This is a genomic window from Terrabacter tumescens, assembly GCF_014646815.1.
GTDB classification, from domain to species: Bacteria; Actinomycetota; Actinomycetes; order Actinomycetales; family Dermatophilaceae; genus Terrabacter; species Terrabacter tumescens.
In genome coordinates this window covers 249,905-276,563 of sequence record NZ_BMNZ01000005.1, presented here as the reverse complement: position 1 = coordinate 276,563, position 26,659 = coordinate 249,905, and the positions used below count along the sequence as shown (strand labels likewise).

The window sequence follows — 26,659 nt, the reverse complement described above, 5'->3', positions numbered from 1 at the left end:
TTCTGAACGAAAGTGCCCACTCGACGGGAGTCGAGTGGGCACTTTCGCGCGTCAGGCCTGTGGGTCAGTTGACGTTGACGGCGGACCAGGCGGAGGCGGTCGCGTTGTACTGCGTGCTGCCGGCGCCGTAGAGGTCCTTGGCCGCCGAGAGCATCCCGGTGCGCGCACCGGCGTAGTTCGTCGACGAGGTCCAGTACGTCGTCAGGGCGCGGTACCAGATCGCGGCGGCGGCGTCGCGGCCGATGCCGGTCACGCTGCTGCCGTTGCACGTCGGGCTGTTGTAGCTGACGCCGTTGATCGTCTTGGCGCCGCTGCCCTCGGACAGCAGGTAGAAGAGGTGGTTGCCCACGCCCGAGGAGTAGTGCACGTCGAGGCTGCCGACGGTCTTGCTCCAGCAGTTGGCCGATGCGCCGTCCTTGCTCGGCTGGTCCATGTAGCGCAGCGGCTTGACCGTCGACTTCAGCGCGAAGGTCTCGCCGATGAGGTAGTCGCCCGGGTCGCCGGTCGTGTTGGCCGTGAACTCGACCATGGTGCCCATGACGTCGGACGTGGACTCGTTGAGGCCACCGGACTCGCGGCGGTAGGCGAGGCCGGCCGTGGCCGACGTGACGCCGTGCGTCATCTCGTGCCCGGCCACGTCGAGCGAGACGAGCGGGCCGTAGCTGACGCCGTCACCGTCGCCGTAGCGCATGCAGAAGCACGTGTCGCTCCACGAGGCGTTGACCCAGTTGGTGCCGACGTGGACGAGGCTGCGGGCGCCCTTGCCGTCGTTCTTGATGCCGTTGCGGCCGAAGGTGTTCTTGTAGAAGTCCCACGTCGCGCCGACGCCGAAGTCCGCGTCGACGGCAGCCGTCTGGCGGTTGGTGTTGGAGCCGGTGCCCCAGGCGTTGTCGGCGTCGGTGAAGAGCGTCCCGGTCGTCGAGGAGGTCGAGCCGTTGTTGCCGTCCTCGGTGCGGGCGCCACCGCGCGTCGCATCGATCATCTGGTAGCTGCCGCCCGACAGCGTCGTCTGCAGCGTGACGGTGCCGAGGTAGAGGCTCGCGCCCGTGCCTGCGTCGTTGATCTCGGTGGCCCACGAGTCGACGACCGAGCCGGAGCGCGCGTCGACGAAGACGACCGTGCCGGCCGGCTCGCCGTGGGGGCCGACGCCGTCGACCTGGGTCTTCCACACGAGGCGGGCCGGACCCGACATCGCGTAGACCGCGAGGGTGGGCTTGCTCGTGCTGACCGTGTAGTCGACCGAGCGCGCGGCCGTGGCGGCCGCGGTCGCCGGCGCGACGGTCGGCGTCGTCGAGGCGACCCGGACCGACGTGGAGGCGGCGTTCACGCCCTTCCAGCCACCGGCCTTGTCGGTGTGCACGACGAGGTCACCGCCGACGACCGGCAGGCCCTTGAAGGTGCGGTCGAAGCGCACGTGCGTGGTGCCGTCCTTGTCGGTGGCGACGCTGCGGGTGGTGAGACCCTGGTCCTGGTCGAGGCCGAAGGCCGCGCCGTGGGCCTTGGCGGCGGCGACGGCCCGGTCGAGACCGGCTCCCGAGGCCGCTGTGGTGGCTGCCTGCGCGGTGCTCGTGGCGATCGTCGCGAGTGCAGTGGCGGCGATCGCTGCGGTGGCGACCGACGTCGTGATGAAGCTCTTCTTCAAGGCGTTCTCCTGGCTACCGAGGTGCCCCCGAGGGCGGTCGGACGACCTGCGGCAACAGTGGTCGGTCCCGCGAGGCGACGCCAGAGAACCGGGGCAATGTTTGCCCCGGCTTGAACAACTTTTTACGGATCGCCCAAGCCGGCCCGCAACCAGGACCGAGATCAGGCCCGCGGAACAAGCCCGGACATGGGAACGGGCGAGGGGCGAGATGCAGGGGGGTTGCATCTCGTCCCTCGCCCGGAGCGAGCTCCACATTGGGGGGCGGGACCTCGCCGGACCGTCAAGGGTCTCAGGGGGGAGGAGACGGCGGGGAGGGTGGTGTCGCGCGCCTTGACGTTGGAGTAATCATCCCTCCGGTTCGGGGGTGAGTCGATGCTTCACCGAATCCTTGAACAAGTCTTTACCTTGCCGAAAGCAGGCCGAACTCGCCCATCCTGCGCGTCGCGACACGAGCCACCACGGGCGCGTCCCCGCCCGAGATGTCAGGACAGGACGGTCATCCGGTGCGCCGCGCGGGTCAGCGCGACGTAGAGCACGCGGACGCCGCCGGGGGACTCCCGGGTGATCTCCTCGGGGTCCACGACGACGGTGGCGTCGTACTCGAGCCCCTTGGTCGACATCGGGTCGATGACCTGGACGCGGCCCTCACCGAGCTCGGCGACGGGCGCGAGCAGGTCGGCGTGGGTCGACGGCGTGATGACGGCGATGGCCCCCTCGACCTGGCCCAACAGCGACTCGACGGACTGCCGGACGGCCGACAGGACATCGGGTCCGAGGTCGGCCTCGACCGGCTCGACGCCCGTCTCGCGGACCGCCTGCGGGATGTCCGCGTCGGGGACCTGGCGGCGCACGACCTCGGCGGCGTAGTCGAAGATCTCGCGCGCGTTGCGGTAGTTGGTGTTCATGTGGAAGAGCTGGCGCGCCTGCGAGCCGAACGCCTCCTCGCGCGCGGCCGTGGCCTCTGCGGCGTCGGGCCACGACGCCTGGGCGGCGTCACCGACGACCGTCCACGACGCATACCTCCCGCGGCGACCGATCATGCGCCACTGCATGGGGGAGAGGTCCTGGGCCTCGTCGACGAGGACGTGGGCGTACTCGTCGGGCTTGCCGATGCGGCCGGCCAGCAGCTTCTCGTGCGGGTCGGTCAGCACGACGGGCGCGCCGGCGTCGCGGGCGGCGCTGACCACGGGCTGCACCTCGGTCACGCCGTACTGGCTGAGGTCCTCGAGCTCCTCGATCTCGTAGAAGCCGCGCTCCTCCTTGGGCGCCTCCTGCACCGGCCCCACCCGCGCCGAGATGTCGTCGATGAGCGCGACGTCGGCCACCGACCACGTGCCGGTCTCGAGGGCGAGACGGAAGGACGCGGCCAGCGGCTCGATCTCGTCCTCGCGCAGGGACCCGCGCGCGTGGCGGCGCACGAGCTCGGGGTCGGCGAGCCAGAGCAGGACCTCGCGCGGGTCGACCTGCGGCCACCAGACCTGCATGAACGCCTCGACGTCGAGGTGGTCCTCCCACTTGTCGAGGAACTCGGCCCTCGCGTCGCGGTCGCCGGTGATGCCGAGCGAGGACCACGCGACCTCGCCGAGGGCGTCCTGGGCGGCGGCGGTGGCCGTGTTGCGCTGGTGCTGGCGCAGCACCTGCGAGCGCACGCGGTCGAGGTCACGCGCCTCGAGCCGGACCGGACGGCCGGCGACCATCGCGCGGAACTCGGTCGGCGTGCCGGGCACGCGGCCACGAGCGGCCGCACCGAGCAGCGTGCGGATGCGGGTCGAGCCCTTGGTGCGAGCGACGGCGGGGGAGTCGAGCCGCTCGGTGTGCACGACGTCGAGGACGTCGCCGAGGGCGCGGAGGATGACGCTGTCCTCGCCGAGCGAGGGCAGCACGCGCTCGATGTAGGCCGTGTAGGCACCCGAGGGGCCGACGACGAGGATGCCGCCGGACTCGAAGCGGCGCCGGTCGGAGTAGAGCAGGTAGGCGGCGCGGTGCAGGGCGACGACGGTCTTGCCGGTGCCGGGCCCTCCGGTGATCTCGGTGATGCCGCGGGCGCTGGCGCGGATCGCTTCGTCCTGGTGGGCCTGGATCGTCGCGACGATGTCGCGCATCGTGCCGCCGCGGCTGCGGGTCAGGGCCGCCATGAGGGCGCCGTCACCGACGACGACGAGGTCGTCGGGCGCCTCCGGCACCATGAGGTCGTCCTCGATGCCGATGACGGTGGTGCCGCGGCTGCGGAGCACGCGACGCCGGAGCACGCCCATCGGCTGCGTGGGCGTGGCCCGGTAGAAGGCGGAGGCCGCCGGCGCGCGCCAGTCGATGACGAGCGGCTCGTAGTCGTCGTCGCGGACGCCGAGACGACCGATGTAGCGGATCTCGCGGTCGCCGCCCGACGACCCGTCGGCCGGACGGTGGCCGTTGCCGTTGGACTCGGCGGCGGCCGCGCGCAGCATGGCGTGGTCGATGTCGAGGCGCCCGAAGACGAGCCCCTCGTACTGCGTGTCGAGGGCGGTGCGCCGCTTGGCCGCGTGGAACATCAGGGCGTCGCGCTCGAAGAGGGCCGCTCCCTCGGCGTCGCCGACCTCGACCTGGCGGCCGAACTGGCTGCGGGCGAGGCCCTCGGCCTGGACGCTGTCGGCGCGCACGCCGGCCTTCTCCAGCTCCTCGTGCACGCGGTCGACGTGCGCCTGCTCGACGGCGATCTCGCGGGCGAGCTCGTCGGGGATGCTCTTGGTCGACACCGGCGACGCGCCGCGGGATCCGGGCGCGCTGCTCCGCTGTGACGATGCGTTCGAAGTGCTCACTGACATCCAAGGACTCTGAGGGACGCCTCGGGCGGCGCGGGAACCATCAAGTCTACTGTCACTCCATGCCCAGAGAGGTCTGTGTCCCGCCAACCGGCGTGCCGCTCGTCGGCCGCCACGTCCGACTCGACGTGACGACCGCCGATGACGCCCCCGGCCTGTTCGCCGTCTACTCCGACCCGGGCTGCTACGAACAAGGTTTCGCGATGATGCGTCCCCACCGGACCCCGGCCGACACCGAGGCGCTCGTCGAGGCGGCGGTCGCGGCCCGCGCGGACGACGGGACGGGCCGGACGGCATACACGATCAGGCTCGTCGCCGACGGCGACCTCGGCCCGGCCGGGACCGTGGTCGGGTCGAGCTCGCTCGGCGACGTCGACACCACGCGAGAGCACGTGCACCTCGGCTGGACGATGTACGGCTCGCGCTGGTGGGGCACGCAGGTCAACCCCGAGGCCAAGTTCCTCCTCCTCGCGCACGCGTTCGAGACGTGCGGCTTCGGCCGGGTCAAGATCCAGACGGACGTCGTCAACGCGCGGTCGCGGGCGGCGATCCTCAAGCTGGGGGCGGTCTTCGAGGGCATCACGCGGCGCGACGTGCGCCGGGCCGACGGCACGTGGCGCGACACGGCCGTGCACTCGGTCCTCGTCGACGAGTGGCCCACGGTCCGGGCAGGCCTGCTCGCGCGCCTCGACGCCCCCTAGGCTGACCGGCGTGAAGGTCCTCGTGCTCGGTACCGGTGCCCGTGAACACGCTCTCGTCAAGGCCGTCGCGGCCGATCCCGAGGTGGACGCGGTCATCGCCGCGCCCGGCAACCCGGGCATCGACGCGACCGCGCTGTGCGTGCCCGTCGACATCCTCGACGGCGCCGCGGTCGCCGCGGTCGCGCGCGAGCACGAGGTCGACCTCGTCGTCGTGGGTCCCGAGGCGCCCCTCGTCGCGGGTGTCGCTGACGTATGCCGTGAGGCCGGGTTCGCCGTCTTCGGCCCGTCCGCGGCGGCCGCGCGTCTCGAGGGCAGCAAGTCCTTCGCCAAGGAGGTCATGGCCTGCGCCGACGTGCCGACGGCGCTCGCCCACGTGTGCACGACGATGGACGAGGTGGAGGCGGCGCTCGACGCGCTCGGTGCCCCGCACGTCGTCAAGGACGACGGTCTCGCCGCCGGCAAGGGCGTCGTCGTCACCGACTCGCGGGAGGCCGCCGTCGAGCACGCGCGGGCCTGCCTCGCCAAGCCCGACGGGCGGCTCGTCGTCGAGGAGTTCCTCGACGGGCCGGAGGTGTCGGTCTTCTGCATCAGCGACGGCGAGACGGTCGTCGCGCTGTCACCGGCCCAGGACTTCAAGCGCGTCGGCGACGACGACGCCGGCCCCAACACCGGCGGCATGGGGGCGTACTCGCCGCTCGAGTGGGCGCCCGAAGGCCTGGCCGACGACATCGTGCGCCGCGTCGCCCAGCCGACGGTCGACGAGATGCGCCGTCGGGGGACGCCGTTCGTCGGGGCCCTCTACGTCGGCCTGGCGCTGACCTCGCGCGGGCCCAAGGTCATCGAGTTCAACGTGCGCTTCGGCGACCCGGACGGCCAGGCCTCGATCGCCCGGCTCGAGACGCCGTTCGCCCAGCTGCTCCTCGCCGCCGCCACCGGGGGCCTCGCCGAGTTCGGCCGGCTCAGGTGGTCCGACGACCACGCCGTCGTCGTCGTCGTGGCCTCGGCGGGCTACCCGGCGTCGCCGCGCACCGGCGACCCGATCACGGGCCTCGACGCCGGGGCCGAGGTGCCGGGTGTCACGGTGCTGCACGCCGGCACCGCCCTCGACGGCTCGGGCGCGCTCGTCTCCGCCGGCGGGCGCGTGCTCGACGTCGTCGCGGTGGCGCCCTCGCTCGCCAAGGCCCGCCAGGCGGCGTATGACGCGGTCGCCGTGATCGAGCTCGACGGCTCGCACCACCGCACCGACATCGCGCTGCGCGCCGAGCGCGGGGAGATCACCGCCTCCTGAGGCGAACCCTCAGGGCCGAGCCGGACTCTTCCGGGCATGAGCACCCTGACTGCGACCCGAGGAGACCCGGTGGCTCAGCCCGGCGGAGAGCCCGGCGGAGAGCCGGACGACCGGTGGCTGTGGTCCCGGCTGGCCGAGGCCGACGGCACGGCCCTGACGGCGCTCTACCGGCGGCACTGCGACGCCGTCCACAACTTCGCGTTCCGGCGCACCGCGTCCTGGGCGGCGGCGGAGGACGTCGTCCAGGCGACGTTCACCGCCGTGTGGCGACGGGCCCGCACCGGCTCGGTGGACCCGCTGCGGGCCGAGACGGCGCGCGCCGTGCTGCTCGTGATGGCCGGCCAGGAGTGCGCCAACGTGGCGCGCACGGCCCGACGCCAGCGGCTGCTGCGGGGGCGCATCGAGGCGGACGCCGGCGGCGCCGTCTCCGCCGACCACGCGGCCTCCACGGCCGCCCGCGTCGACGACGAGCGGCAGATGAGCGAGGTGCGCCGCGCGCTCCAGCGGATCCCCGCAGTGCAGCGCGAGGCGATCGAGCTGGTCGTCTGGTCGCACTGCTCCCTCGCCGAGGCAGCGGACGCGCTCGGCGTCTCCGTCGGGACCGTGAAGTCCCGTCTGCACCGGGCTCGCAGGAGCCTGACCGACGTGATCGAGATCGACGCCCTGGAGGAGGACCTGTCATGACCCTGCCCACACCACTGCCCACCCCACCCGAACGCGCCGTGCCCGATCGTCTGCGGAGATGGCAGGCTGTGCGCGTGACCGATCTACCGCTTGACCTTCCGGGCTACGAGCACGTCTACTCCGGCAAGGTGCGCGACCTCTACGCGCCGCTCGACGCCACGGGCGAGGTCGTCCCCGACCAGCTGCTCCTCGTCGCCTCGAACCGGCTCTCCGCCTACGACTGGATGATGTCGCCCGAGATCCCCGACAAGGGCGCCGTGCTGACTCGGCTGTCGCTGTGGTGGTTCGACCAGCTCCGCGACCTGGTGCCCAACCACGTCGTCTCGACCGACGTGCCCGACGCCGTGGCCGGCCGGGCCGTGCTCGTGCGCAAGCTCGACATGCTCAAGGTCGAGGCCATCGCCCGGGCGTACCTCACGGGCGGCGGCCTGGAGGAGTACCGCGACAAGGGGTCCGTCTCCGGCGTCGCGCTGCCCGAGGGCCTCGTCGACGGCTCGAAGCTGCACGAGCCGGTCTTCACCCCCACGACCAAGGCGCCGGTGGGGGAGCACGACCTGCCGATGTCGCCCGACGAGGTCGACGCCGAGCTCGGCGCCGACGTCGCGGCCGAGGTCTCGCGGCTGACCCGCGCGATCCTGGCGCGGGGCAACGAGATCGCCGCCGAGCGCGGCATCCTCATCGCCGACACCAAGGTCGAGTTCGGGGTCGCGCCCGACGGCTCCGGCGGGCTCGTCCTCGCCGACGAGGTGCTGACACCCGACTCGTCGCGCTTCTGGCCGGCCGAGCTCTGGGAGCCCGGGCACCCGCGGCCGTCCTACGACAAGCAGTTCGTGCGCGACTGGCTCACCTCGTCCGAGTCCGGCTGGGACCGCAAGGCCGGCGGTCCGCCGCCCGAGCTGCCCGCGCACGTGGTCGAGCAGACCCGCGCGAAGTACGTCGAGGCCTACGAGCGGCTGACCGGCGAGGCCTTCTGACTGGCGTCCACGACGCTCCGGGTCGTGCGCACGACGAAGTCCCGCACCTCGTCGTAGCGGCTCGGCTCGGTGTCCGGGCCGTCCGAGTACCACCAGTCCCGCGCCCAGACGACGAGGTCGGCGTCCTGCGGGTGGTCGCCGACGAAACGGTCGGCGGCCGCCCGCTTCGACAGCCGCTCACGCCCGACTGTCGCGCACCAGGCCCGGCACACCGAGAGCACTGAGTACGCCTGCGCCCCAACTGTCGTCATGGTCTCGACCCAGTCGGGCCAGTCCCGGACGTGGTCGAGCAGGGCCTCCTCGACGACGTGCTCGGGCCACGCCGGCAGCACCTCGGCGGCCGGCGCTCCCGACAGCACCCGACCGGTCGCGCGCACCGTCGCCCACGTGAGGACCCGGTGGTTCGACGCCGGCAGGAGGTGGAGGGCCTCTCCCGGGCTGATCCGCATGATGGGGTCCTCCCGCCGAGCCGCGGCATCGACGTGCCGACCGGCGTAGGCCTCCACCGTGGACCGCGCCACAGTCTCCACCTCCACCCGCCCGCGCCACCCGGGGTGACGCTCCGCCAGCGCGGTGTGCACCGGCGCGACGGCCGCCAGCATCGCGTCGTCCGGCGCCCGGGCGACGACGGCGAGCACGTCGAGGTCGCTCCGTGACGGGGCGAAGTCGCCGGCGACGAGCGACCCGTGCGTGTAGAGCCCGAGGAGGTCGTCACCCAGGGCCGCCCCGAGCCCCGCGGCGAGGTCGGCGAGCACCGCCTCCGGGCCCACGCCTCGGCGCAGGACGACGCGCCGGCCGAGCGCGTCCAGCCCCAGCCGGCGCTCCGTCTCGCGCAGCAGTCGAAGGCCGGGACCGAGGTCGGTCAGCTCGACGAAGCCGTGCCGGGCGTAGAACGGGGCGTTCCACGGCACGTCGGCGAACGTGCACAGCGTCAGCGCGTCGTGGCCGCTGCGTGCCGCCCACCCGGCGGCGGCCTCCAGCAGGGCCGCCCCGACGCCGCGCCGGGCGGCCGACGGGTGCACCGACAGCTGCTCGAGATGGGCCTGCCCGTCGACGCGCTCGAGCCGGGCGAAGCCGACGACCGGGTCACCGACGACGAGGACGGCAGCCGCCCCGGCGAGCTCCTCCACGGAGCCGACGCCCGGCGGGAGCGGCCCGATGCCGGCGGCCGCGAAGAGCGCGTCGGCCGCCGCCTCGAGAGTGGGCAGGTGCTCGAGGTCGCGTGGGCTGGCGGGGCGCACGTCGGGGAGCATGCGCCCACCCTGTCAGCCGTGGACGTCCCTGTCGCAGGCGTTTCCGGTCGTATGCGGTGTGGCCGGGCGGCGCGCGGTCGCACCGTCACGCGGCCCGGAGCGCACGGCATACGCCATCGGTTCGTGCCTGCGGCTGTGGGACGCTGGCCGCATGACCGAGCCCGTCGCCGACGCCCCTGCCGAGCGCTACGTGCTGCGCCAGAAGCTGACCATGATGGTCAACCGCTACGAGATCCTGCGCGCCGACGAGAACGGCAGGGAGCTCGGCGTGCTGTGCTTCGCCGAGCAGAAGCGGATGGCGGCCAAGGAGCAGGTCACCTTCTACACCGACTCGGCCAAGGCGCACCCGCTCTTCGGCTTCAAGGCCCGCAAGCGTCTCGACCTCGGCTCCACCTACGACGTCACCGACGGCCAGGGGCGGCCGATCGGCTGGTTCAAGAAGCACTTCAAGGCCTCGCTCGTCAGCTCGACCTGGACCCTCGGACTGCCCGACGGGCGAGAGTTCGTCGGCGCGGAGCGCAACACCAAGGTCGCCGTCGCCCGGCGCCTCTGGGAGATCGTGCCCGTCGTCGGGGACATCCCGGTGCCGTTCCTCTTCCACTTCGACTTCGCTGCTCCCGACGGGTCGCTCGCGCTCAGCTCGACGAAGAAGGCGAGTGTCAAGGACGTCTACCACGTGAGCCTGCCGCCGCTCGCGGACGGACGGCCGATCGACTGGCGCGTGGGCCTGGCGATGGCCGTCGCGCTCGACGCCCTCCAGTCACGCTGAGACGCTGTCCGGGGGCTCGCGCGGCGCCCGATAGACTCGGGCCGTCCCTCGGGACGCCGCCACCGCCCATCCAGCGCAGGGAGAACGACCACCGATGGGAAGCATCGTCGTCGACGTCATGCTCAAGCCCGAGATCCTCGACCCCCAGGGACAGGCCGTCGCCGGCGCCCTGCCGCGGCTCGGGTTCGACGGGTTCACCGACGTCCGCCAGGGCAAGCGCTTCGTGCTCACCGTCGACGGTGACGTCACGGACGAGCACCTCGGCGCGGCTCAGGAGGCCGCCGAGAAGCTGCTCTCCAACCCCGTCATCGAGGACGTCGTGTCGGTCCACGTGCTCGAGCAGGACTCGGCCGAGCAGGACTCGGCCGAGTCGGACGCGGCCGCGTCGGAGGACGGCGAGCAGTGAGGGTCGGCGTCGTCACGTTCCCCGGCTCCCTCGACGACCGTGACGCGGCGCGCGCCGTCCGCGAGTGCGGCGGCGAGGCCGTCCCGCTCTGGCACGGCGACGACGACCTCAAGGGCGTCGACGCGGTCATCCTGCCGGGCGGGTTCTCCTACGGCGACTACCTCCGCTGCGGCGCCATCGCCCGCTTCGCGCCGGTCATGGACGCGCTCGTGCCCGCCGCCCAGGGCGGCCTGCCGGTCCTCGGCATCTGCAACGGCTTCCAGGTGCTCACCGAGAGCCACCTGCTCCCCGGCGCGCTGATCCGCAACGACCACCGCAAGTTCAACTGCGTCGACCAGAGGCTCGTCGTCGAGAACGCCTCCACCGCCTGGACCTCCGACTTCGAGGCCGGCCAGGAGATCACCATCGTCCTCAAGAACGGCGAGGGCGGCTTCGTCGCCGACGAGAAGACGCTCGACATGCTCGAGGGCGAGGGGCGGGTCGTCTTCCGCTACGTCCCCGACGCCGAGGGTCGCAACCCCAACGGCTCCTACCGTCACATCGCCGGCATCACCAACGAGCGTGGCAACGTCGTCGGACTCATGCCGCACCCGGAGCACGCGGTCGAGGAGGGCTACGGCCCGAGCCTCGACGGGCGCGGCTTCTTCACCTCGATCATCAAGCAGACCCTCGAGAGCGCAGCCACCGCATGAGCGACACCCAGACCGCACCGCACGAGCCGACGGCGGCGCAGCCGGTCCTCGACACCGTCGAGCACGCCGCCTCGACGCCCGAGGTCGAGCAGCCCTGGGCCGAGCTGGGGCTCAAGCCCGACGAGTACGCCAACATCCGCGAGATCATCGGCCGGCGCCCGACCATCGCCGAGCTCGCGATGTACTCCGTCATGTGGAGCGAGCACTGCTCCTACAAGTCGAGCAAGATCCACTTCAAGCTGTGGGGCGAGAACACCACCGACGAGATGCGCGAGAAGCTCCTCGTCGGCATCGGTGAGAACGCCGGCGTCGTCGACATCGGCGACGGCTGGGCCGTGACCTTCAAGGTCGAGTCCCACAACCACCCGTCCTACATCGAGCCCTACCAGGGGGCCGCGACCGGCGTCGGCGGCATCATCCGCGACATCATGTCGATGGGCGCGCGCCCGATCGCCGTCATGGACCCGCTCCGCTTCGGCAACCTCCACCACCCCGACACCCAGCGCGTCCTGCCCGGTGTCGTCGCCGGTGTCGGCGGCTACGGCAACTGCATCGGTCTGCCCAACATCGGCGGCGAGGTCGTCTTCGACGACTGCTACCAGGGCAACCCGCTCGTCAACGCCCTGTGCGTCGGCGCCATGCGCGTCGAGGACATCCACCTCGCCAAGGCGTCCGGCGTCGGCAACAAGGTCATCCTCTTCGGCGCCCGCACGGGTGGCGACGGCATCGGCGGTGTCTCGGTGCTCGCGTCCGAGACCTTCGACGAGGGCGGCCCGACCAAGCGCCCCGCCGTCCAGGTCGGCGACCCGTTCGCCGAGAAGGTGCTCATCGAGTGCTGCCTCGACCTCTACGCCGCGGGTGTCGTCGACGGCATCCAGGACCTCGGCGGCGCCGGGCTCTCCTGTGCCACCAGCGAGCTCGCCTCCAACGGCGACGGCGGCATGCAGGTCGAGCTCGACCTCGTCCCGCTCCGTGACGCGAGCCTGCAGCCGCAGGAGATCCTCATGTCCGAGTCGCAGGAACGCATGATGGCGGTCGTCGAGCCGAAGCACCTCGAGCAGTTCATGGCGATCACCGACAAGTGGGACGTCGAGGCGACCGTCATCGGTGAGGTCACCGACGGCGACCACCTCGTCATCACCTGGCACGGCGAGACCATCGTCGACGTGCCGCCGCGCTCGGTCGCGCACGAGGGCCCGACGTACGACCGCCCGCTGGCCCGGCCGGCATACCTCGACGAGCTGAACGCCTCGGGCGCGGCTGCGCTCGCGAAGCCCGAGACGGGTGAGGAGATCCGGGCCCAGCTGCTGACGCTGCTCGGCTCGCCCAACCTCTGCGACAAGTCGTGGATCACCGACCAGTACGACCGCTACGTCCTCGGCAACACCGCGCTCGCGCAGCCCGACGACTCGGGCGTCGTCCGCGTCGACGAGGAGACGGGCCGTGGCGTCGCGATCTCGACCGACTGCAACAGCCGCTTCACCAAGCTCGACCCGTATGCCGGTGCGCAGCTCGCGCTCGCCGAGGCCTACCGCAACGTGGCGACGGCCGGGGCCGCCCCGCTCGCCGTCACCGACTGCCTCAACTTCGGCTCGCCCGAGGACCCGGGCGTCATGTGGCAGTTCCGCGAGTCGATCCGCGGCATCGCCGAGGGGTGCAAGTTCCTCGGCATCCCGGTCACTGGCGGCAACGTGTCGTTCTACAACCAGACCGGCGACGTCCCGATCCACCCGACCCCGGTCATCGGTGTGCTCGGCGTCATGGACGACGTGTCCAAGCGCTCCGGCTCCGGCTTCCGCACCGACGACGCCCACGTCTACCTCCTCGGCACGACCCGAGACGAGCTCGACGGCTCCGAGTGGGCGCACGTCGTGCACAAGCACCTCGGCGGCGTGCCTCCGAAGGTCGACCTCGCCGCCGAGCAGGCGCTGGGGCGCGTGCTCGTCGAGGCGGCCGGCACGGGTCTCGTCGAGGCAGCGCACGACCTGTCCGAGGGCGGTCTCGCGATCGCGCTCGCCGAGGCGTGCATGCGCCACGGCGTCGGCGTGACCGTCGACGGCCTCGACCACGTCGGCGTCGATGGCGAGGGCAACCCGCTCGACGCGTTCACGGCGCTCTTCTCCGAGTCGAGCGCCCGCGCCCTCGTGGCGGTCCCGGCGGGTCACGCCGCGGAGTTCGAGGCTTTGCTCGGCGACGTCCCGCACGTGCGCATCGGCGTCACCGGCGGTCGCGACCTCGACGTCGTCGGCCACTTCTCCGTGTCGGTCGCCGAGCTGAAGTCGGCGAACGAGTTCACGCTGCCGGCGGTCTTCGGGGGCTGACCCGAACGGCTCAGCGCGCCCGCCACTTCCCGGTCTCGGGGGGTGGCGGGCTCTGCATTCCCTTCTCTTCGAAGGGTTTTGCTCCAGCCACCAGTTTCGTGAGAGCGGTGTCCTCGCGCATTCCGGTGGGGAGGTGGGCGCGGGCGACCTCGCGACGCAGCGTCTCGACCGGCAGCGGTGACGCGCTGGCGAGCAGCACCGAGTTGCCGAAGCGGCGCCCCTTGAGCACCTCGTGCGTCGCGATGACGGCGACGTGGGGCAGCGCGGCGGACATCGTGGCGACCACCCTTGCGACCCAACGCATCCCGGGCTCGTCGGCAAGGTTCCACAGCGCCAGCCCGGTGGGCTTGAGGACCCGTGCGACCTCGCGGGCGTATGCCGTCCCGACGAGCTCCGCAGGCACGCGCCCTCCCGCGTAGGCGTCCGTCACGACGACGTCGGCGGAGTCGTCCTTGAGTGCCCGCACCCCGGTGAGCCCGTCGACCGGGCGGACCCGGATCCGGTGGCGCCGCGGGAGCGGGACCTCCCGGCGCACGAGCTCGGTCAGGGCCTCGTCCGGCTCGAGCACGATCTGGGGCGAGCCCGGCCTGGTCGCCTCGACCCAGCGCGGCAGGGTCAGGCCCGCGCCCCCGACGTGCGTGACGCCGAGCGGTCCCGGCGGCAGCGCGTCGATGGCGAGGGCGAGGTGCTGCACGTACTCGAAGACGAGGATCGTCGGGTCGTCGGGCTGGACGTGCGACTGGGGCGAGCCGTCCATGTGGACGGTGACGCCGCCGCGCTCGTCCCACTCGAGCGAGACGTGCTCGCTCACAGGTCGAGGACGAGCTGGCGCTGCTCGCCGTAGCGGGTGAAGCCGAGCCGCTGGAGGATCGGTGACGAGGTGTCGATGCGGCCGTGCGTCAGCGCGAGGGTCGCGCCCATGCCGGCGGCGAGCTGCAGCCGCGCGGCCAGGGAGGCGCGGTAGGCGCCGCGTCCTCGCAGGTCGGGGTGGGTGCCGCCGCCCCACAGCCGAGCCACGTCGCCGGCGAGGGTGAAGCCGCCGGTCGAGGCGGGACGGCCGTCGACGTAGGCGACGACCCGGGCACCTGCGTCGGCCTCGACCGTGCGCTGCACCTCCGCGAGGTGGTCGGCGACCATGTCGTCGGTCACCGGAGGGTCGTCGAAGGCGACCCGGCTGACCTCCAGCGCCTCGCGGAGGGACTCGGCGTCGACGACACGCCTCGTGGTGACGCCGTGTGGGACGCCACGCGGGACGCCGAGGTCCGGGGCGCCGTCGCCGAGCGGCAGCGCGAGCACGTCCATCCGCTGCACGACCTCGCCGCCCCGGGAGAGCAGCTCGTCCTCGAGGCCCTCCGGCCCGCGGCTGCCGGTCACGTTCCACCACACGCGGTCACGCCCGAAGGCGCGCGCCGCCTCGTGGGCCTCGTCGACGAGCGCGGCGGCGTCTCTCGCGTTCCCGAGGCTGCGGGCCACGGTCGGCGTGCCCACGTAGTCGGGGTAGGCGACGACGAGGAGCTCGTCGGTCCGGTGCACGCGAGCCTCGTCGGGCACCCACGACCAGGCGTCCGAGGCGGCGAGCACGGCGGCTGCGTCCCACTGCGCGCGGGACGTGGGCGCCGAGCTTTCGGGGGAGTGAGGTGTCACCCCGACAGGCTACGGTCGCAGGTATGCGCTTCGGACTCACCATCCTCCCCGAGCACCCCTGGTCCGAGGCAGCGCCGATGTGGCGCGAGGCCGAGCGGATGGGATTCGACCACGCCTGGACCTTCGACCACGTCGTCTGGGGCGGCCTGCCCGAGTCGCCGTGGTTCGGTGCCGTGCCGACCCTGGCCGCGGCCGCCGCGGTGACCGAGCGCATCGGGCTCGGCACCTTCGTGTCGTCGCCCAACAACCACCACCCGGTGCAGTTCATGCGCGAGGTGCTCGCCCTCGACGACATCTCCGGCGGGCGCTTCCTCCTCGGCATCGGCACGGGCGGCGACCTCGACTCGAGGATCATGGGCGAGGACCTGCCGCTGCGTGACCGGGTCGCCCGCTTCCACGAGTTCACCGACCTGCTCGACCGGCTGCTGACCGACGACCACGTCGACGCCGACGGTCGCTTCTACTCGGCGCGCGACGTGCGCACGCTGCCCGGACCCGTTCGTGGTGCCGGCACCGGCAACCGCGTGCCCCTCGTCGTCGCGGCCAACGGGCCCAAGGCGGTCCGGCTCGCGGTCGAGCGCGGCGACGGCTGGATGACCTACGGCGGCAACGCCGAAACCGACGACGAGTGGTGGGCCCTCGTCGCAGGCCTGGGGCGCCGGGTCGACGACACGTTGGCTGAGGCAGCTCGTGACGGCGCCGGCTTCGGCCGCTACCTCAACCTCGACTCGGCCCCCACGTTCTCGCTGAGCAGCGCCGCGGCCTTCGAGGACGCCGTCGGTCGCGCCGCCGAGCTCGGCTTCACCGACGTCATCACGCACTGGCCGCGCACGACCGAGCCGTTCCTCGGCACCCTCGACGTCCTCGACGAGGTCGTCGCCGACGTCATCCCACGCCTGCGCTGACGGTGGCGACCGCGGGGCCCTGATCCGTTGCGGCTTCTCCGCCGAGGTGGAGCTGTCGTGGTCTGAGGGCCCAGAGACGCGGCGTCGGTGGGCGCGGATAGCCTGCGAGGTATGCCGCCCCGCCGCCGTACGCCTGTCGCCGAGGGACACGCTGCTCTCCTCGCCTGCCGTGAGGCCGACTGGGCCGCCGACCGCCGGACCACCGCCACGGCCGTCCGCTACACCCTCGAGGAGCTCGCGACGGTAGCCCCCGGCCGCACCGTCGAGGTGCGGGTCCCGCCGCACGGCGCAGTCCAGTGCATCGAGGGGCCGGTCCACACCCGTGGCACCCCGCCCAACGTCATCGAGACCGACGCGGCCACCTGGCTGCGTCTGGCCGTCGGCGACCTGACGTGGGAGTCCGCGGTCGACGGCGCGCGCGTGCGGGCCAGCGGCCAGCGCGCACACCTCGACGGCCTTCTCCCGCTCTCCTCGCTTAGGCTTGACCCGTGACCCAGCCCTCGCCGAACACCCAGCCGCGCACGCGTCCCGAGCGGCCCCGCATCCCGAACTTCAAGCGCTTCCTCATCACGGGCGCCGTCCTGGGCTTCATCGTGGGCGCCGTCATCTCGATCATGGGTGACGAGGTGCAGGGCTACACGACGACCACCGGTGCGCTCTACATCGGCGCCTTCGGTGCCTTCATCGGCACCGGCGTCGCCGGGATCATCGGCATCCTCCTTGACCGGTCCGGTCGCGACCAGTCGTGACCTCGCCGGCCGGCGACGGCTCGTCGGGCCCGCTGGCGGGCGTCCGGGTCGTCGAGCTCGCCGGCATCGGGCCTGCGCCGTTCGCGGCGATGCTGCTGGCCGACCTCGGTGCGGACGTCATCCGCGTCGACCGGCCGGGTGAGCCGTCGCTGCCGATTCCATTGCCGCCGCAAGCCGACCTCCTCCGGCGGGGTCGCCCGTCCGTCTCGCTCGACCTCAAGCACCCCGACGGGCTCGCAACGGCGCTGGCGCTCGTCGAGCGGGCCGACGTCCTCGTCGAGGGCTACCGCCCCGGCGTCGCTGAGCGGCTCGGCCTCGGCCCCGACGACTGCCTCGCCCGCAACCCGCGGCTCGTCTACGGCCGGATGACCGGCTGGGGCCAGGACGGGCCGCTGGCCCAGTCCGCGGGGCACGACATCGGCTACGTCGCCGTCACGGGGGCGCTGCACGCGATCGGCCGGGCCGGCGGACCACCCCAGGTCCCGGTCAACCTCGTCGGCGACTTCGGCGGCGGGGCGCTCTACCTCGTCGTCGGCGTGCTCGCAGCGCTCCTCGAGGCGCGCACCAGCGGTCGTGGCCAGGTGATCGACGCCGCCATCGTCGACGGCACCGCCCACCTCTCCTCGCTCGTCCTCGGCCTGCACGCCGCCGGCCTCTGGTCCGACCGGCGCGGCACCAACCTGCTCGACACCGGCGCCCCGTTCTACGACGTCTACGAGACGAGCGACGGCGGCTGGCTCGCGGTCGGACCCCTCGAGCCGGCCTTCTACGCCGAGCTGCTGCGCCTGCTCGACCTCACGGACACCGCCCCCGACCGGCTCGACCCCAGCCGGTGGCCGGCCCTGCGCAGCCTGCTGGCCGACACCTTCCGCACGCGGACCCGCGACGAGTGGACGGCGCTGCTCGAGGGCACCGACGCCTGCGTCGCGCCGGTCCTCAGCTACTCCGAGGCCCCCGGCCACCCGCACCTCGCGGCCCGCGGCACCTACGTCGAGCACCACGGCGTCGTCCAGCCCGCGCCGGCGCCCCGCTTCTCGCGCACCCCGACCGTCCTCGGCACGCCACCGTCGGCCCCTGGGGCCGACACGCGAGCGGCCTTGTCGGCGTGGGGAATCGACGACGTCGATGCGCTCCTCACCTCCGGGGCCGCGTCCGCCCCCTCCGACGGGCCATGAGGCTCTTCGTCGCCGTCGTCCCGCCCGACGACGTGCTCGACGACCTCGAGGAGCACCTCGAGCCACGCCGGGAGGCCGGACCCGAGATCCGCTGGACCGACCGCAACCAGTGGCACGTCACGCTCGCCTTCCTCGGCGACGTGCCCGAACGCCGCCTCGACGACCTCACCGAGGCCCTCGCCCGCTCCGCCGCCAAGCGCGACCCGCTCGTGCTGCGCCTCGCCGGGGCCGGCGCCTTCCCGAACCCGTATGCCGCCCGCGTCCTGTGGGCGGGCGTCGAGCAGGTGCGCGGTGACCTCTCGGCGGTGGCGGGCGGCATACGCAATGCCTCGACCTCGGCAGGAGCGACACCCGACGGGACCCGCTTCCAGGCGCACCTGACGCTCGGGCGCTTCCACCGGCCGACCGAGGCCACCCGGTGGATCCGGGCCCTCGACGCGTGGGAGGGCCCGGCGTGGCGGGTCGGGGAGCTCGCGCTCGTCGAATCCCACCTCGGCGAGGGCCGCGGGCGCCGGCCCCGCTACGAGGTGCTCGCCGAGCTGCCCCTGCGCTCGCGTCCACCGCGGACGGACTGACCGCACCGGTGTGGGAGACTGGGCGAGTGGCACGTGGCGACGGTCGTTTGAACCATGACCTCATCCCCGGCGAGAAGGGCCCGCAGGACGCCTGCGGGGTCTTCGGCGTCTGGGCTCCCGGAGAGGACGTCGCCAAGCTGACGTACTTCGGGCTCTATGCGCTGCAGCACCGCGGTCAGGAGTCGGCCGGCATCGCGACCGGTGACGGCGAGAAGATCCTCGTCTACAAGGACATGGGCCTCGTCTCGCAGGTCTTCGACGAGACCGCGCTCAGCTCGCTCCGCGGCCACATCGCGATCGGGCACACGCGCTACTCCACGACCGGCGGCTCCACGTGGGAGAACGCCCAGCCGACCCTCGGCGGCGCCGGCCGCAGCACGCTGGCCCTCGCCCACAACGGCAATCTCATCAACACCGTCGAGCTCAAGGCCCTCGTCGACGAGCACTTCGGCGGCACCCGCATCACCGGCGAGCTCGCCCGAGGCAACACGTCCGACACCGCGCTCGTCACGACGCTGCTCGCGGCCGACGAGGACCGCACGCCCGAGCAGGCCGCCCTCGAGCTGCTGCCCAAGCTCAAGGGCGCCTTCTCCTTCGTCTTCATGGACGAGACGACGTTGTATGCCGCCCGCGACCCCTGGGGTGTGCGTCCCCTCGCGCTCGGCCGCCTGGAGCGGGGCTGGGTCGTCGCGTCCGAGACCGCGGCCCTGCAGACCATCGGTGCCGCCGTCATCCGCGAGGTCGAGCCCGGCGAGCTCATCGTCATCGACGAGGACGGCCTGCGCTCGCACAAGTTCGCCGAGCCCCAGCCCAAGGGCTGCGTCTTCGAGTACGTCTACCTCGCCCGCCCCGACGCCGTCATCCGCGGCCGGGTCGTGCACGAGGCCCGCGTCGAGATGGGCCGCGTCCTCGCGCGCGAGCACCCCGTCGACGCCGACCTCGTCATCGGCGTCCCCGAGTCGGGCGTGCCTGCGGCGGTTGGCTATTCGCAGGAGTCGGGCATCCCGTTCGGTCAGGGCTTCGTCAAGAACGCCTACGTCGGACGCACCTTCATCCAGCCGTCGCAGACGCTGCGCCAGCTCGGCATCCGGCTCAAGCTCAACCCGCTCGAGCACACGATCCGTGGCAAGCGCCTCGTCGTCGTCGACGACTCGATCGTGCGCGGCAACACCCAGCGCGCCCAGATCCGGATGCTCCGCGAGGCCGGCGCCGCCGAGGTGCACGTGCGGATCAGCTCGCCGCCCGTCCAGTGGCCCTGCTTCTACGGCATCGACTTCGCCACGCGCGCCGAGCTCATCGCGACCGGCCTCAAGGTCGAGGAGATCCGCGCGTCGATCGGCGCCGACTCGCTCGGCTACATCTCCGAGGACGGCATGATCGGCGCGACGAACCAGCCGGCCGACGAGCTGTGCTCGGCGTGCTTCACCGGTCGCTACCCGATCGAGCTGCCCGAGGACGGCCTCATCGGCAAGCACGTGCTCGAGACGCTCCCGCTCACGGTCCGCACCGGCCACGACCGCTCGGTCGACGTCGAGGGCGTCACCCTCGGGGTCGGCCTCGGCGGGGCCAACGCCCTCCAGCACCCGTAGGCCGCTGGCGGTCGACCGTCAGTGGTCGGCGTCGGCGCTCGCGTCCGTCGTGCCCATCCGGCGCACCGTCTCGGCGATGCGCGCCGCGCGGGTCGCCGGGCGTCGGGCGCTGTGGACCCACCAGAGGTACTGCCTCTTGGTGGAGTCGGCCAGGGCCTCGTAGGCGCCGGTCGCGGCAGCCTCGGCCAGCGCGGCCGCGAGGTCAGCAGGGACGACCATCGCCTCGACCTCGTCGGCCTGGGTCCAGGACCCGTCCTCCACCGCGCGGTCGATGGCGGCCTGTCCGCCCGGCGCCATGAGGCCGGCGCGCACCAGCTGCTCGATCCGCCGCTTGTTGCGCGCCGACCACAGCCCGCCCGGACGGCGCGGGGAGAACCACTGGATCATCCGGTGCTCGTCCAGCCGTCCGCCGCGGCTGTCGATCCACCCGTGGCAGAGCGCCTCGTCGAGCAGGTCGTCGTAGGTGGGCCCGTCGAGCCCGCTGGACTTCTTGCGGTAGACGACCCAGACGCCCTCGCTGCGGTCGGGGTGCTCGGCCAGCCAGGCGCGCCACGCGGACCGCGAGCGCGGCACCACCACCTCCCGGCCGTTCGGGGACGGGGGTGCCGGCAGGTCCGACGTACGGGTCATCGGTCCTCACGATAGCCATGCGATGACCTCCCGATGACCTCCCGATGGCCACACGCCGGCCGCACGAGAGCGCGCTCCGGTGGCGCCGGTAGGCTGGGCGGGTGAGCGACGCCCCCATCACCTATGCCTCCGCCGGTGTCGACGTCGAGGCGGGTGACAAGGCCGTCGAGCTGATGAAGGCGTCGGTGCGCCGCGCGACCCGCCCCGAGGTGGTCGGCGGCCTCGGCGGCTTCGCCGGGATGTTCGACGCGAGCGCCATCGCCCGGATGACCCGCCCGATCCTCGCCACGAGCACCGACGGCGTCGGCACCAAGGTCGCCATCGCCCAGGCGCTCGACGTCCACGACACCATCGGCTTCGACCTCGTCGGGATGGTCGTCGACGACATCGTCGTGTGCGGCGCCGAGCCGCTCTTCATGACCGACTACATCGCCACCGGCAAGGTCGTGCCCGAGCGGATCGCCGCCATCGTCGGCGGCATCGCCCGCGCCTGCGAGGAGGCGGGCGTCGCCCTCGTCGGCGGCGAGACCGCCGAGCACCCGGGCCTGCTCCACCCCGACGAGTACGACGTGGCCGGCGCCGCGACCGGAGTCGTGGAGTATGCCGCGGTGCTGGGTCCGCAGCGCGTCGCCGACGGTGACGTCGTGGTGGCCCTCGCAAGCAGCGGCCTGCACAGCAACGGCTACAGCCTGGTGCGCCGCGTCGTCTCGAGCGCCGGCTGGGAGCTCGACCGGCACGTCGAGGACTTCGGCCGCACCCTCGGCGAGGAGCTGCTCGAGCCGACCCGCATCTACACCAAGCCGCTGCTCGAGCTCATCGCGACCGACGGCGTCGACGTGCACGCGCTCAGCCACGTCACCGGTGGTGGGCTCGCCGCCAACCTCGCCCGCGTCCTGCCCACGGGCATGTTCGCCCGCGTCGACCGCAGCACCTGGACCCCGCCGGCGGTCTTCCGCACGGTCCAGGACCTCGGCCGCGTGCCGCAGGCGGACATCGAGCGGACCCTCAACCAGGGCATCGGCTTCGTCGCCGTGCTGCCCGCCGACCAGGCCGACCGCGCCATCGAGGTGAGCGAGGCCCGGGGCATCGCGGCCTGGCGGCTCGGCGAGGTCGCGACCGAGGAGCGGGCGCACGCCGGTGGACTCGTCGCGGACGGCGTCGAGATCGTGCGAGGCGCCAAGGGCGTCGATGGCGGCGCGGTGCAGGTCGTCGGCGAGCACCCGACCGCCTGACAGACAGGCCCCGAGGGGGGCCGCGGGGTCGGCCTCGGGCGCGATCACGCGCATGGGGCCAGTGCACTCGGCCGGCCCTCAACGACCCGCGTCCCTCGGGACCCGGCGACACGGCATACGCGAAGGTGTGACGAGCCCGCGCACCCCAGGAGGGTGCGCGGGCATCGATGCGTCACTCCGACGCGACCGGACCGGTGCTGCTGGCCGGCGCGTCAGCTGCCTCGAGGGCAGCACCGATCGCGCGCCGGGTGTGAACACCCGACGCACGAGGTGCAGACGGAAGGGGGAGGACGAGCTCAGCGCTCGCCCGAGACCCACTTCCCGTATTCGTCGTACTCGTCGTCGTCGACGGATCGCGGCTGGTTGGAGACGTCGCGTTGCGACGGCCCGTGCAGCTCACGCTCCAGCGCGCTCAAGTCCGTGTCGGGTGTGTAGTACTTGAGCTGCCGTGCGACCTTGGTCTGCTTGGCTTTGGCTCGGCCGCGCCCCATGGCGTGACCCCCTCGTGCGTCGTGCCGGGACGGCATCGCCCCTCGAAGTGCCGGATGGCTCTTCGATGTCTGCGTAGCGGTCCCGGGAATGTGTGTGTTCTCGTGGGCCTAACGCTACATGAGTGGCGCAAATCCCGCGCCCGCGGGACCACGGCTCGCCGAGGCGTCAGGGCAGCCACCGGAGGGGCCACCGGGACAGCCACCGCGCGGGTTGCCGAGCCGGCGGCCACGGCGGGCCGGCAGGAGGTCGTCCAGAGGCCACCGACGGCGTGGGTTCCTATACACCAGGTCCTGTGAAACCGGGACGATTTGACTCTTTTCAGTGTTTAACTGCCATTCGGCGGGCCGAGACTTTACCCTTGCTTTACTGAGCCCCGATTGGGGCGCATGCGTGTCGCTGCACCTAGCGACAGGGTGGTGGGGATATGACAATGACGACTCAGGATCGACACGAGACCGAGAAGCTGCTGACACCTGCCGAGGTGGCGGCCCTGTTCCGAGTGGACCCCAAGACGGTCACTCGATGGGCCAAGGCAGGCAAGCTGACTTCGATCCGGACCCTTGGTGGGCACCGGAGGTACCGCGAGTCAGAGGTTCGCGACCTTCTGGGTGGCGGGCACTGAGCTAGACCGAACAGTTGGGGGTAGCCGGTCACGACGTCGGGGGAGGAGCGCCACACGGTGCGCCTCCCCCGACTGCTTCCGGCTCGGTTGTTCGGGCTGCGCGGGTGTGCGGTCAGGCCTGGCCGTGGGGGACCGGGTTGACCGTGCAGACGAAGTACCTCACGATGCCGTCGTCGACGAGCGCGCCGGCGGCGATCGCGGCCTGCACCTCGTCCGCGGCGTCGAGCACGCCGTCGCGGTCGTGGTCGCCCGCGGCCAGGGCGGCGGCATACGTGCCCGTGAGTGAGACGGCGTGCACCTGCCAGCGGCCGCCGTTGTAGCCGGGATCTCCCGGGGCTGCGGTCGCGACGCTGCGCTGGACGGCGCCGAAGCTGTAGATGGTGTCCCACGCCTGCGCCGGGGCGCCCGTGAGGCTGAGGTCGGTCGGCGTCGCGACCGTCCGGTAGAGCTCGTGGTCGACGTAGAAGGCCGGCCCGGAGACGCCGCCTGCGTGGGCTGCGGCGCCGCCGGCGAGGGCGGTCGTGACCCCGACCGCGGCCACCGCGATCGCTCGGATGCTGGACCGAATCGGATTGTGAGACATGGATTTCCACCTTTCGGCCGATCACCCTGACCGGCTCGTCCACGAGTCAAGTCCTCCGCGGGCGCGAACTCCATGACGCGGCGGTTACCTCGGCCTTACGGCTCGGCGACGTCGGTGGCCGGCCCTACGGTGGAGGGATGACGACGTCTCCCGACATCACCGCCATCACCCTCGGCGTCCGGGACGTGGAGCGGTCGCGCGCGTTCTACGTCGACGGGCTCGGCTTCCGGTCGGTGCTCCACCTCGACGGCGAGATCAGCTTCGTCCAGTGCGCGCCCGGACAGCTCCTGGCGCTGTGGGACGTCACGCAGATGCCGGGCGAGTACGGCGACGTCGCCCACGGCCCGTCCGCCCCGCCCGTCTCGCTCGGTCACAACGTCGGTGCCGCCGAGGAGGTCGAGCGGTTGTATGCCGCGGCCCTGGCCGCCGGGGCCACCTCGGTCGCGCCGCCGACCGTGCGCAACTGGGGCGGGGTCAGTGCCTGCGTGGCCGACCCCGACGGCTTCCGCTGGGACCTCGTGCACAACCCGAGCTTCCACGTCGACCCCGACGGCACGGTGCACCTCGGAGAGAGCTGAGTCTCTCAGCCCAGCCGCTCGCGCCACGGGTGGTCGGCCCCGTGCTGGCTCACGACGTGCGTCAGCAGTTCGCGCTGGGCGCTGTCGAGCAGGGGGAGTGCGGCCTCGAGGTCCGCGTGGTCCTTGGCACGGGTCGACCTCACCTTGTGGGCGAGGACGAGCTCGGGGCGCAGGTAGCGCACGCCGTCGCGCTGCCACGTGGCGTCGTCGAGGTCGAGGACGAGCGACGGGTCGCGCTTGAACTGCCACCGTCCGTCGACGTCGCGGTTGAGAAGGACCTCGCCGCGCCACGGCGCCAGGGCGTGCTCTCGGAACCACACCTGCTCCGCGTCCTCCGGCATCTCGCGTCCGGGCGCCAGGTGGAGCAGCCCCCGGTCGCCGGCCGCCCAGAGGTGGAAGTGGGGTTCGAGATGGGCGCGCACTGCGGGCAGGTCGCGCCGGAAGACGGCGACGTCGATGTCCTCGTGGTGGCGCCGCACGCCGGTGAAGGCCTCGACGGCCCACCCGCCGACCACCCACCACGGGACGTCCAGCCCGTCGAGCAGCACGCGCAGCTCGCTCGGGGACAGGGGGTCCAGCGGGCCGTAGACCCTCTCGAAGTCCTCCTGGGTCATCCGCTCCTCGTCGGCCGGAGGGCGCGTCGCGGGTCGCTTCTCGGACGTCGACACGCTTTCACCCTAGTGACGGGGCGTCGGGGCCGGCGTCAGTGGCCGAGGGCGCGCAGCTGGAGCCGCAGGGCGAGGCGGGTCTCGGGGTCGTGCAGGTCGAGCTCGACGACGTCGGACAGGCGCTGCATGCGGTAGCGGAGCGTGTTGGGGTGCACGTGGATCCGGGCGGCCGCCGCCCGGGGGTCGCCCGGGTGGTCGAGCCAGGCGGCCACCGTCTCGAGGTATGCCGTGTGGTGGGCCTCGTCGTGCTCGCGCAGGGTCGCGACGGGGCCCAGCAGCTCCTCGGTCCAGATGCCGCCGAGGGCGCGGGCGTTGGTGACGGCGGCCCAGGCGTCCTCGACCGTGGTCGTCGTGCCGGTGACGCGGCCTGCGTCGCGCAGGCGCTGGACCTCGGTGGCCTCACGACGCGACCGGTCGAGGTCGACGGTGCGCGAAACCCGACCGCCGGCACTCGCCGTGGCGGTCGGGGCCACCCCGGCGACCTCCTCGACGACGCCGTGCAGCCACTCCCACGAGCCCGGCGAGGTGTCTCCGGGCACGTCGCGCACGAGGGTCAGCGCCACGCCGTCGAAGATCGCGAGGAGCGGCTGTCGCCACGACCGGCGGCGCGCGGCGGACTCCCAGACGTCGAGCTCGCGCTCGGCATCGCGCGGTGCGCCCCCGCGCGCGGCGACACTGCGGTCGCGGTGGGCGCCGGCCAGCACCACGACCCGCCAGGGTGCGGGTGGGAGCCAGCCCTCGGCCTCGTGCGTGTCGCCACTCAGCACGGCTCGGAGCCGGTCCGCCGACACCCGGCGAGCGAGGTCTGCCTGCGACCGCATCCGCAGCAGGTGCAGGGCCACGACCGCGGCCGTCTGCGCCAGGGAGGCCATGACCGGCTCGGGGGGTTCCTCGTCGACGACGGCCCAGATCGAGCCGAGCCACTCGGTGCCGGCGCGGACGGGGACGACGACGCGCGCGCCGAGGCCGCGTCCGGCCGGGACGAAGAAGGGCTCGTCGGACCGCGCGAGCCGCCGGAACACCCCGCGTCCGCGCAGGCCGGCGATGACCTCCTCGGGCACCCGGCGCCCGACGATCGTGGAGACGCGAGCCGGGTCGGCGACGTCCTGCGTCGAGGAGTAGGCGAGCACGCGCGACTGGGTGTCCTCGATGGTGATCGGCGCCGCGACGAGTGCCGCGCAGGCGTCGGCGAGGACGAAGAGCTCGTCGAGGACCGGCCCCTCGGCGCGCACGGCCGGACCGCTGGCAGCCCGGTCCAGGACACCGCGCAGCAGCCACACGACGTGGGCCCACGACGCGTGGTCGGCGAGCTCCACGAGGCTGACGCCGACGCGGGCCGCCGCCGCCCTCACCTGGCGGTGGCGAGCGGCGGCCCTGCGCAGCACCACGGCGCCACTGTCCACCGCGGCCGCGCCCTCCAGCAGCGCGGTCGCGTCCGCCGGGCGCTCGACGCCGACCCCGAGCAGCAGGTCGCCGGCCTGTCCGAAGACGCCGGACCCGGGCTCGGCGAGGGTCACGTCGTCGACGGCCGGACCGCCGGCGTCGACGACGACCGTGAGCAGGCCGCCGCCCAAGGTGCCCACGAGCTGCGCGACGGGCAGGCCGACCGGTGTCGTCGAGGAGGTGCGGGTCGCGGACTGACGCGTCGAGCGGGGCGGGGCGGACGGCATACAACCATTGTGTCCCGCG

At 72.9% G+C, this 26,659-nt stretch carries 27 protein-coding genes; 17 read left to right on the top strand and 10 right to left on the bottom strand.

All coding sequences use genetic code 11. From position 1 onward, the window contains the following. Positions 1-64: 64 nt before the first annotated feature. A complete protein-coding gene (locus IEY30_RS14415) occupies positions 65-1,642 on the bottom strand; it encodes a M4 family metallopeptidase (RefSeq protein ID WP_030199160.1) in 1,578 nt (525 codons plus the stop codon). A gap of 482 nt (positions 1,643-2,124) precedes the next feature. Continuing rightward, on the bottom strand, positions 2,125-4,443 hold the full coding sequence (locus IEY30_RS14410) for a HelD family protein (RefSeq protein WP_444545795.1): 2,319 nt from the start codon (positions 4,441-4,443) through the stop codon (positions 2,125-2,127). 59 nt (positions 4,444-4,502) lie between these two features. Here IEY30_RS14410 and IEY30_RS14405 point away from each other — a divergent pair, with 59 nt between their 5' ends. The 4 genes from IEY30_RS14405 to IEY30_RS14390 all read left to right on the top strand — a co-directional run bounded on the left by IEY30_RS14405 (position 4,503) and on the right by IEY30_RS14390 (position 8,087). Next, positions 4,503-5,141: a GNAT family N-acetyltransferase gene (locus IEY30_RS14405; RefSeq protein WP_030199166.1), complete on the top strand. Its 639-nt coding sequence runs from the start codon at positions 4,503-4,505 to the stop codon at positions 5,139-5,141. Positions 5,142-5,151: 10 nt separating this feature from the next. Further along, positions 5,152-6,429, top strand: coding sequence for a phosphoribosylamine--glycine ligase (gene purD, locus IEY30_RS14400; RefSeq protein ID WP_030199170.1), 1,278 nt, complete (start codon positions 5,152-5,154; stop codon positions 6,427-6,429). Between the two features lie 36 nt (positions 6,430-6,465). Further along, a complete protein-coding gene (locus tag IEY30_RS14395; protein WP_030199174.1) occupies positions 6,466-7,113 on the top strand; it encodes an RNA polymerase sigma factor in 648 nt (215 codons plus the stop codon). A gap of 68 nt (positions 7,114-7,181) precedes the next feature. After that, positions 7,182-8,087 carry a phosphoribosylaminoimidazolesuccinocarboxamide synthase gene (locus IEY30_RS14390; protein ID WP_030199176.1) on the top strand — a complete coding sequence of 302 codons (906 nt, stop codon included), beginning with the start codon at positions 7,182-7,184 and terminating at the stop codon, positions 8,085-8,087. On the opposite strand, the gene IEY30_RS14385 is transcribed toward IEY30_RS14390, so the two are convergent. Beyond that, a complete protein-coding gene (locus tag IEY30_RS14385) occupies positions 8,057-9,340 on the bottom strand; it encodes a GNAT family N-acetyltransferase (RefSeq protein WP_081920508.1) in 1,284 nt (427 codons plus the stop codon). The genes IEY30_RS14390 and IEY30_RS14385 overlap by 31 nt on opposite strands. Before the next feature lie 151 nt (positions 9,341-9,491). Here IEY30_RS14385 and IEY30_RS14380 point away from each other — a divergent pair, with 151 nt between their 5' ends. The 4 genes from IEY30_RS14380 to purL all read left to right on the top strand — a co-directional run bounded on the left by IEY30_RS14380 (position 9,492) and on the right by purL (position 13,528). Beyond that, entirely contained in the window at positions 9,492-10,109 is a 618-nt protein-coding gene (locus IEY30_RS14380) for an LURP-one-related family protein (protein WP_030199178.1), read from the top strand. A gap of 94 nt (positions 10,110-10,203) precedes the next feature. Beyond that, positions 10,204-10,515 carry a phosphoribosylformylglycinamidine synthase subunit PurS gene (gene purS, locus IEY30_RS14375; RefSeq protein WP_043416862.1) on the top strand — a complete coding sequence of 104 codons (312 nt, stop codon included), beginning with the start codon at positions 10,204-10,206 and terminating at the stop codon, positions 10,513-10,515. Next, positions 10,512-11,207 carry a phosphoribosylformylglycinamidine synthase subunit PurQ gene (purQ, locus tag IEY30_RS14370; RefSeq protein ID WP_030199187.1) on the top strand — a complete coding sequence of 232 codons (696 nt, stop codon included), beginning with the start codon at positions 10,512-10,514 and terminating at the stop codon, positions 11,205-11,207. The genes purS and purQ overlap by 4 nt, the downstream gene beginning before the upstream one ends. Continuing rightward, complete coding sequence (gene purL / locus IEY30_RS14365) at positions 11,204-13,528, top strand: phosphoribosylformylglycinamidine synthase subunit PurL (RefSeq protein ID WP_043416863.1); 2,325 nt, start codon at positions 11,204-11,206, stop codon at positions 13,526-13,528. The genes purQ and purL overlap by 4 nt, the downstream gene beginning before the upstream one ends. 10 nt (positions 13,529-13,538) lie before the next feature. Here purL and IEY30_RS14360 read toward each other — a convergent pair whose 3' ends face one another. Both IEY30_RS14360 and IEY30_RS14355 read right to left on the bottom strand, forming a co-directional pair. Beyond that, the gene (locus IEY30_RS14360; RefSeq protein ID WP_030199189.1) at positions 13,539-14,339 is read right to left on the bottom strand and encodes a spermidine synthase; all 801 of its coding nucleotides are present in this window, start codon (positions 14,337-14,339) and stop codon (positions 13,539-13,541) included. Further along, the gene (locus IEY30_RS14355) at positions 14,336-15,172 is read right to left on the bottom strand and encodes a GNAT family N-acetyltransferase (RefSeq protein WP_156035319.1); all 837 of its coding nucleotides are present in this window, start codon (positions 15,170-15,172) and stop codon (positions 14,336-14,338) included. The genes IEY30_RS14360 and IEY30_RS14355 overlap by 4 nt, the downstream gene beginning before the upstream one ends. A gap of 23 nt (positions 15,173-15,195) precedes the next feature. Here IEY30_RS14355 and IEY30_RS14350 point away from each other — a divergent pair, with 23 nt between their 5' ends. From IEY30_RS14350 to purF, 6 genes are all read left to right on the top strand, one after another. Further along, positions 15,196-16,077, top strand: a complete 882-nt coding sequence (locus IEY30_RS14350; protein ID WP_030199199.1) for an LLM class flavin-dependent oxidoreductase — start codon at positions 15,196-15,198, stop codon at positions 16,075-16,077. Between the two features lie 111 nt (positions 16,078-16,188). Beyond that, positions 16,189-16,569, top strand: coding sequence for a sterol carrier family protein (locus IEY30_RS14345; RefSeq protein ID WP_030199201.1), 381 nt, complete (start codon positions 16,189-16,191; stop codon positions 16,567-16,569). After that, positions 16,566-16,826 carry a hypothetical protein gene (locus IEY30_RS14340; protein WP_030199205.1) on the top strand — a complete coding sequence of 87 codons (261 nt, stop codon included), beginning with the start codon at positions 16,566-16,568 and terminating at the stop codon, positions 16,824-16,826. The genes IEY30_RS14345 and IEY30_RS14340 overlap by 4 nt, the downstream gene beginning before the upstream one ends. Beyond that, the gene (locus tag IEY30_RS14335) at positions 16,823-18,001 is read left to right on the top strand and encodes a CaiB/BaiF CoA transferase family protein (protein WP_052358581.1); all 1,179 of its coding nucleotides are present in this window, start codon (positions 16,823-16,825) and stop codon (positions 17,999-18,001) included. Before IEY30_RS14340 ends, IEY30_RS14335 begins: the two co-directional genes overlap by 4 nt. Then, the gene (thpR, locus tag IEY30_RS14330; RefSeq protein WP_030199211.1) at positions 17,998-18,576 is read left to right on the top strand and encodes an RNA 2',3'-cyclic phosphodiesterase; all 579 of its coding nucleotides are present in this window, start codon (positions 17,998-18,000) and stop codon (positions 18,574-18,576) included. Before IEY30_RS14335 ends, thpR begins: the two co-directional genes overlap by 4 nt. A gap of 26 nt (positions 18,577-18,602) precedes the next feature. Next, entirely contained in the window at positions 18,603-20,165 is a 1,563-nt protein-coding gene (gene purF, locus IEY30_RS14325) for an amidophosphoribosyltransferase (RefSeq protein ID WP_030199214.1), read from the top strand. 18 nt (positions 20,166-20,183) lie between these two features. On the opposite strand, the gene IEY30_RS14320 is transcribed toward purF, so the two are convergent. Further along, entirely contained in the window at positions 20,184-20,795 is a 612-nt protein-coding gene (locus IEY30_RS14320; RefSeq protein WP_052358582.1) for a YdeI/OmpD-associated family protein, read from the bottom strand. A 101-nt stretch (positions 20,796-20,896) separates the two neighbouring features. Here IEY30_RS14320 and purM point away from each other — a divergent pair, with 101 nt between their 5' ends. After that, positions 20,897-22,027 carry a phosphoribosylformylglycinamidine cyclo-ligase gene (purM, locus tag IEY30_RS14315; protein WP_030199221.1) on the top strand — a complete coding sequence of 377 codons (1,131 nt, stop codon included), beginning with the start codon at positions 20,897-20,899 and terminating at the stop codon, positions 22,025-22,027. A 296-nt stretch (positions 22,028-22,323) separates the two neighbouring features. Here the strand turns inward: purM and IEY30_RS14310 are convergent, their stop codons facing one another. After that, entirely contained in the window at positions 22,324-22,518 is a 195-nt protein-coding gene (locus IEY30_RS14310) for a DUF3073 domain-containing protein (protein WP_030199226.1), read from the bottom strand. Positions 22,519-22,949: 431 nt separating this feature from the next. Between IEY30_RS14310 and IEY30_RS14305 the strand changes: the two genes are divergently transcribed. After that, entirely contained in the window at positions 22,950-23,141 is a 192-nt protein-coding gene (locus IEY30_RS14305; RefSeq protein ID WP_045191048.1) for a BldC family transcriptional regulator, read from the top strand. Positions 23,142-23,253: 112 nt separating this feature from the next. Here IEY30_RS14305 and IEY30_RS14300 read toward each other — a convergent pair whose 3' ends face one another. Further along, complete coding sequence (locus tag IEY30_RS14300; protein ID WP_156035321.1) at positions 23,254-23,724, bottom strand: hypothetical protein; 471 nt, start codon at positions 23,722-23,724, stop codon at positions 23,254-23,256. 137 nt (positions 23,725-23,861) lie between these two features. On the opposite strand from IEY30_RS14300, the gene IEY30_RS14295 reads away from it, so the two are divergent. After that, positions 23,862-24,302 carry a VOC family protein gene (locus IEY30_RS14295; protein ID WP_030199232.1) on the top strand — a complete coding sequence of 147 codons (441 nt, stop codon included), beginning with the start codon at positions 23,862-23,864 and terminating at the stop codon, positions 24,300-24,302. Positions 24,303-24,307: 5 nt separating this feature from the next. Here the strand turns inward: IEY30_RS14295 and IEY30_RS14290 are convergent, their stop codons facing one another. Together IEY30_RS14290 and IEY30_RS14285 are read right to left on the bottom strand one after the other, a co-directional pair. Beyond that, positions 24,308-24,970 (bottom strand): nucleotidyltransferase domain-containing protein, encoded by a 663-nt coding sequence (locus tag IEY30_RS14290; RefSeq protein WP_052358583.1) that lies wholly within the window; start codon positions 24,968-24,970, stop codon positions 24,308-24,310. A gap of 35 nt (positions 24,971-25,005) precedes the next feature. Beyond that, the gene (locus IEY30_RS14285) at positions 25,006-26,640 is read right to left on the bottom strand and encodes a PucR family transcriptional regulator (RefSeq protein WP_229675013.1); all 1,635 of its coding nucleotides are present in this window, start codon (positions 26,638-26,640) and stop codon (positions 25,006-25,008) included. Positions 26,641-26,659 lie beyond the last annotated feature (19 nt).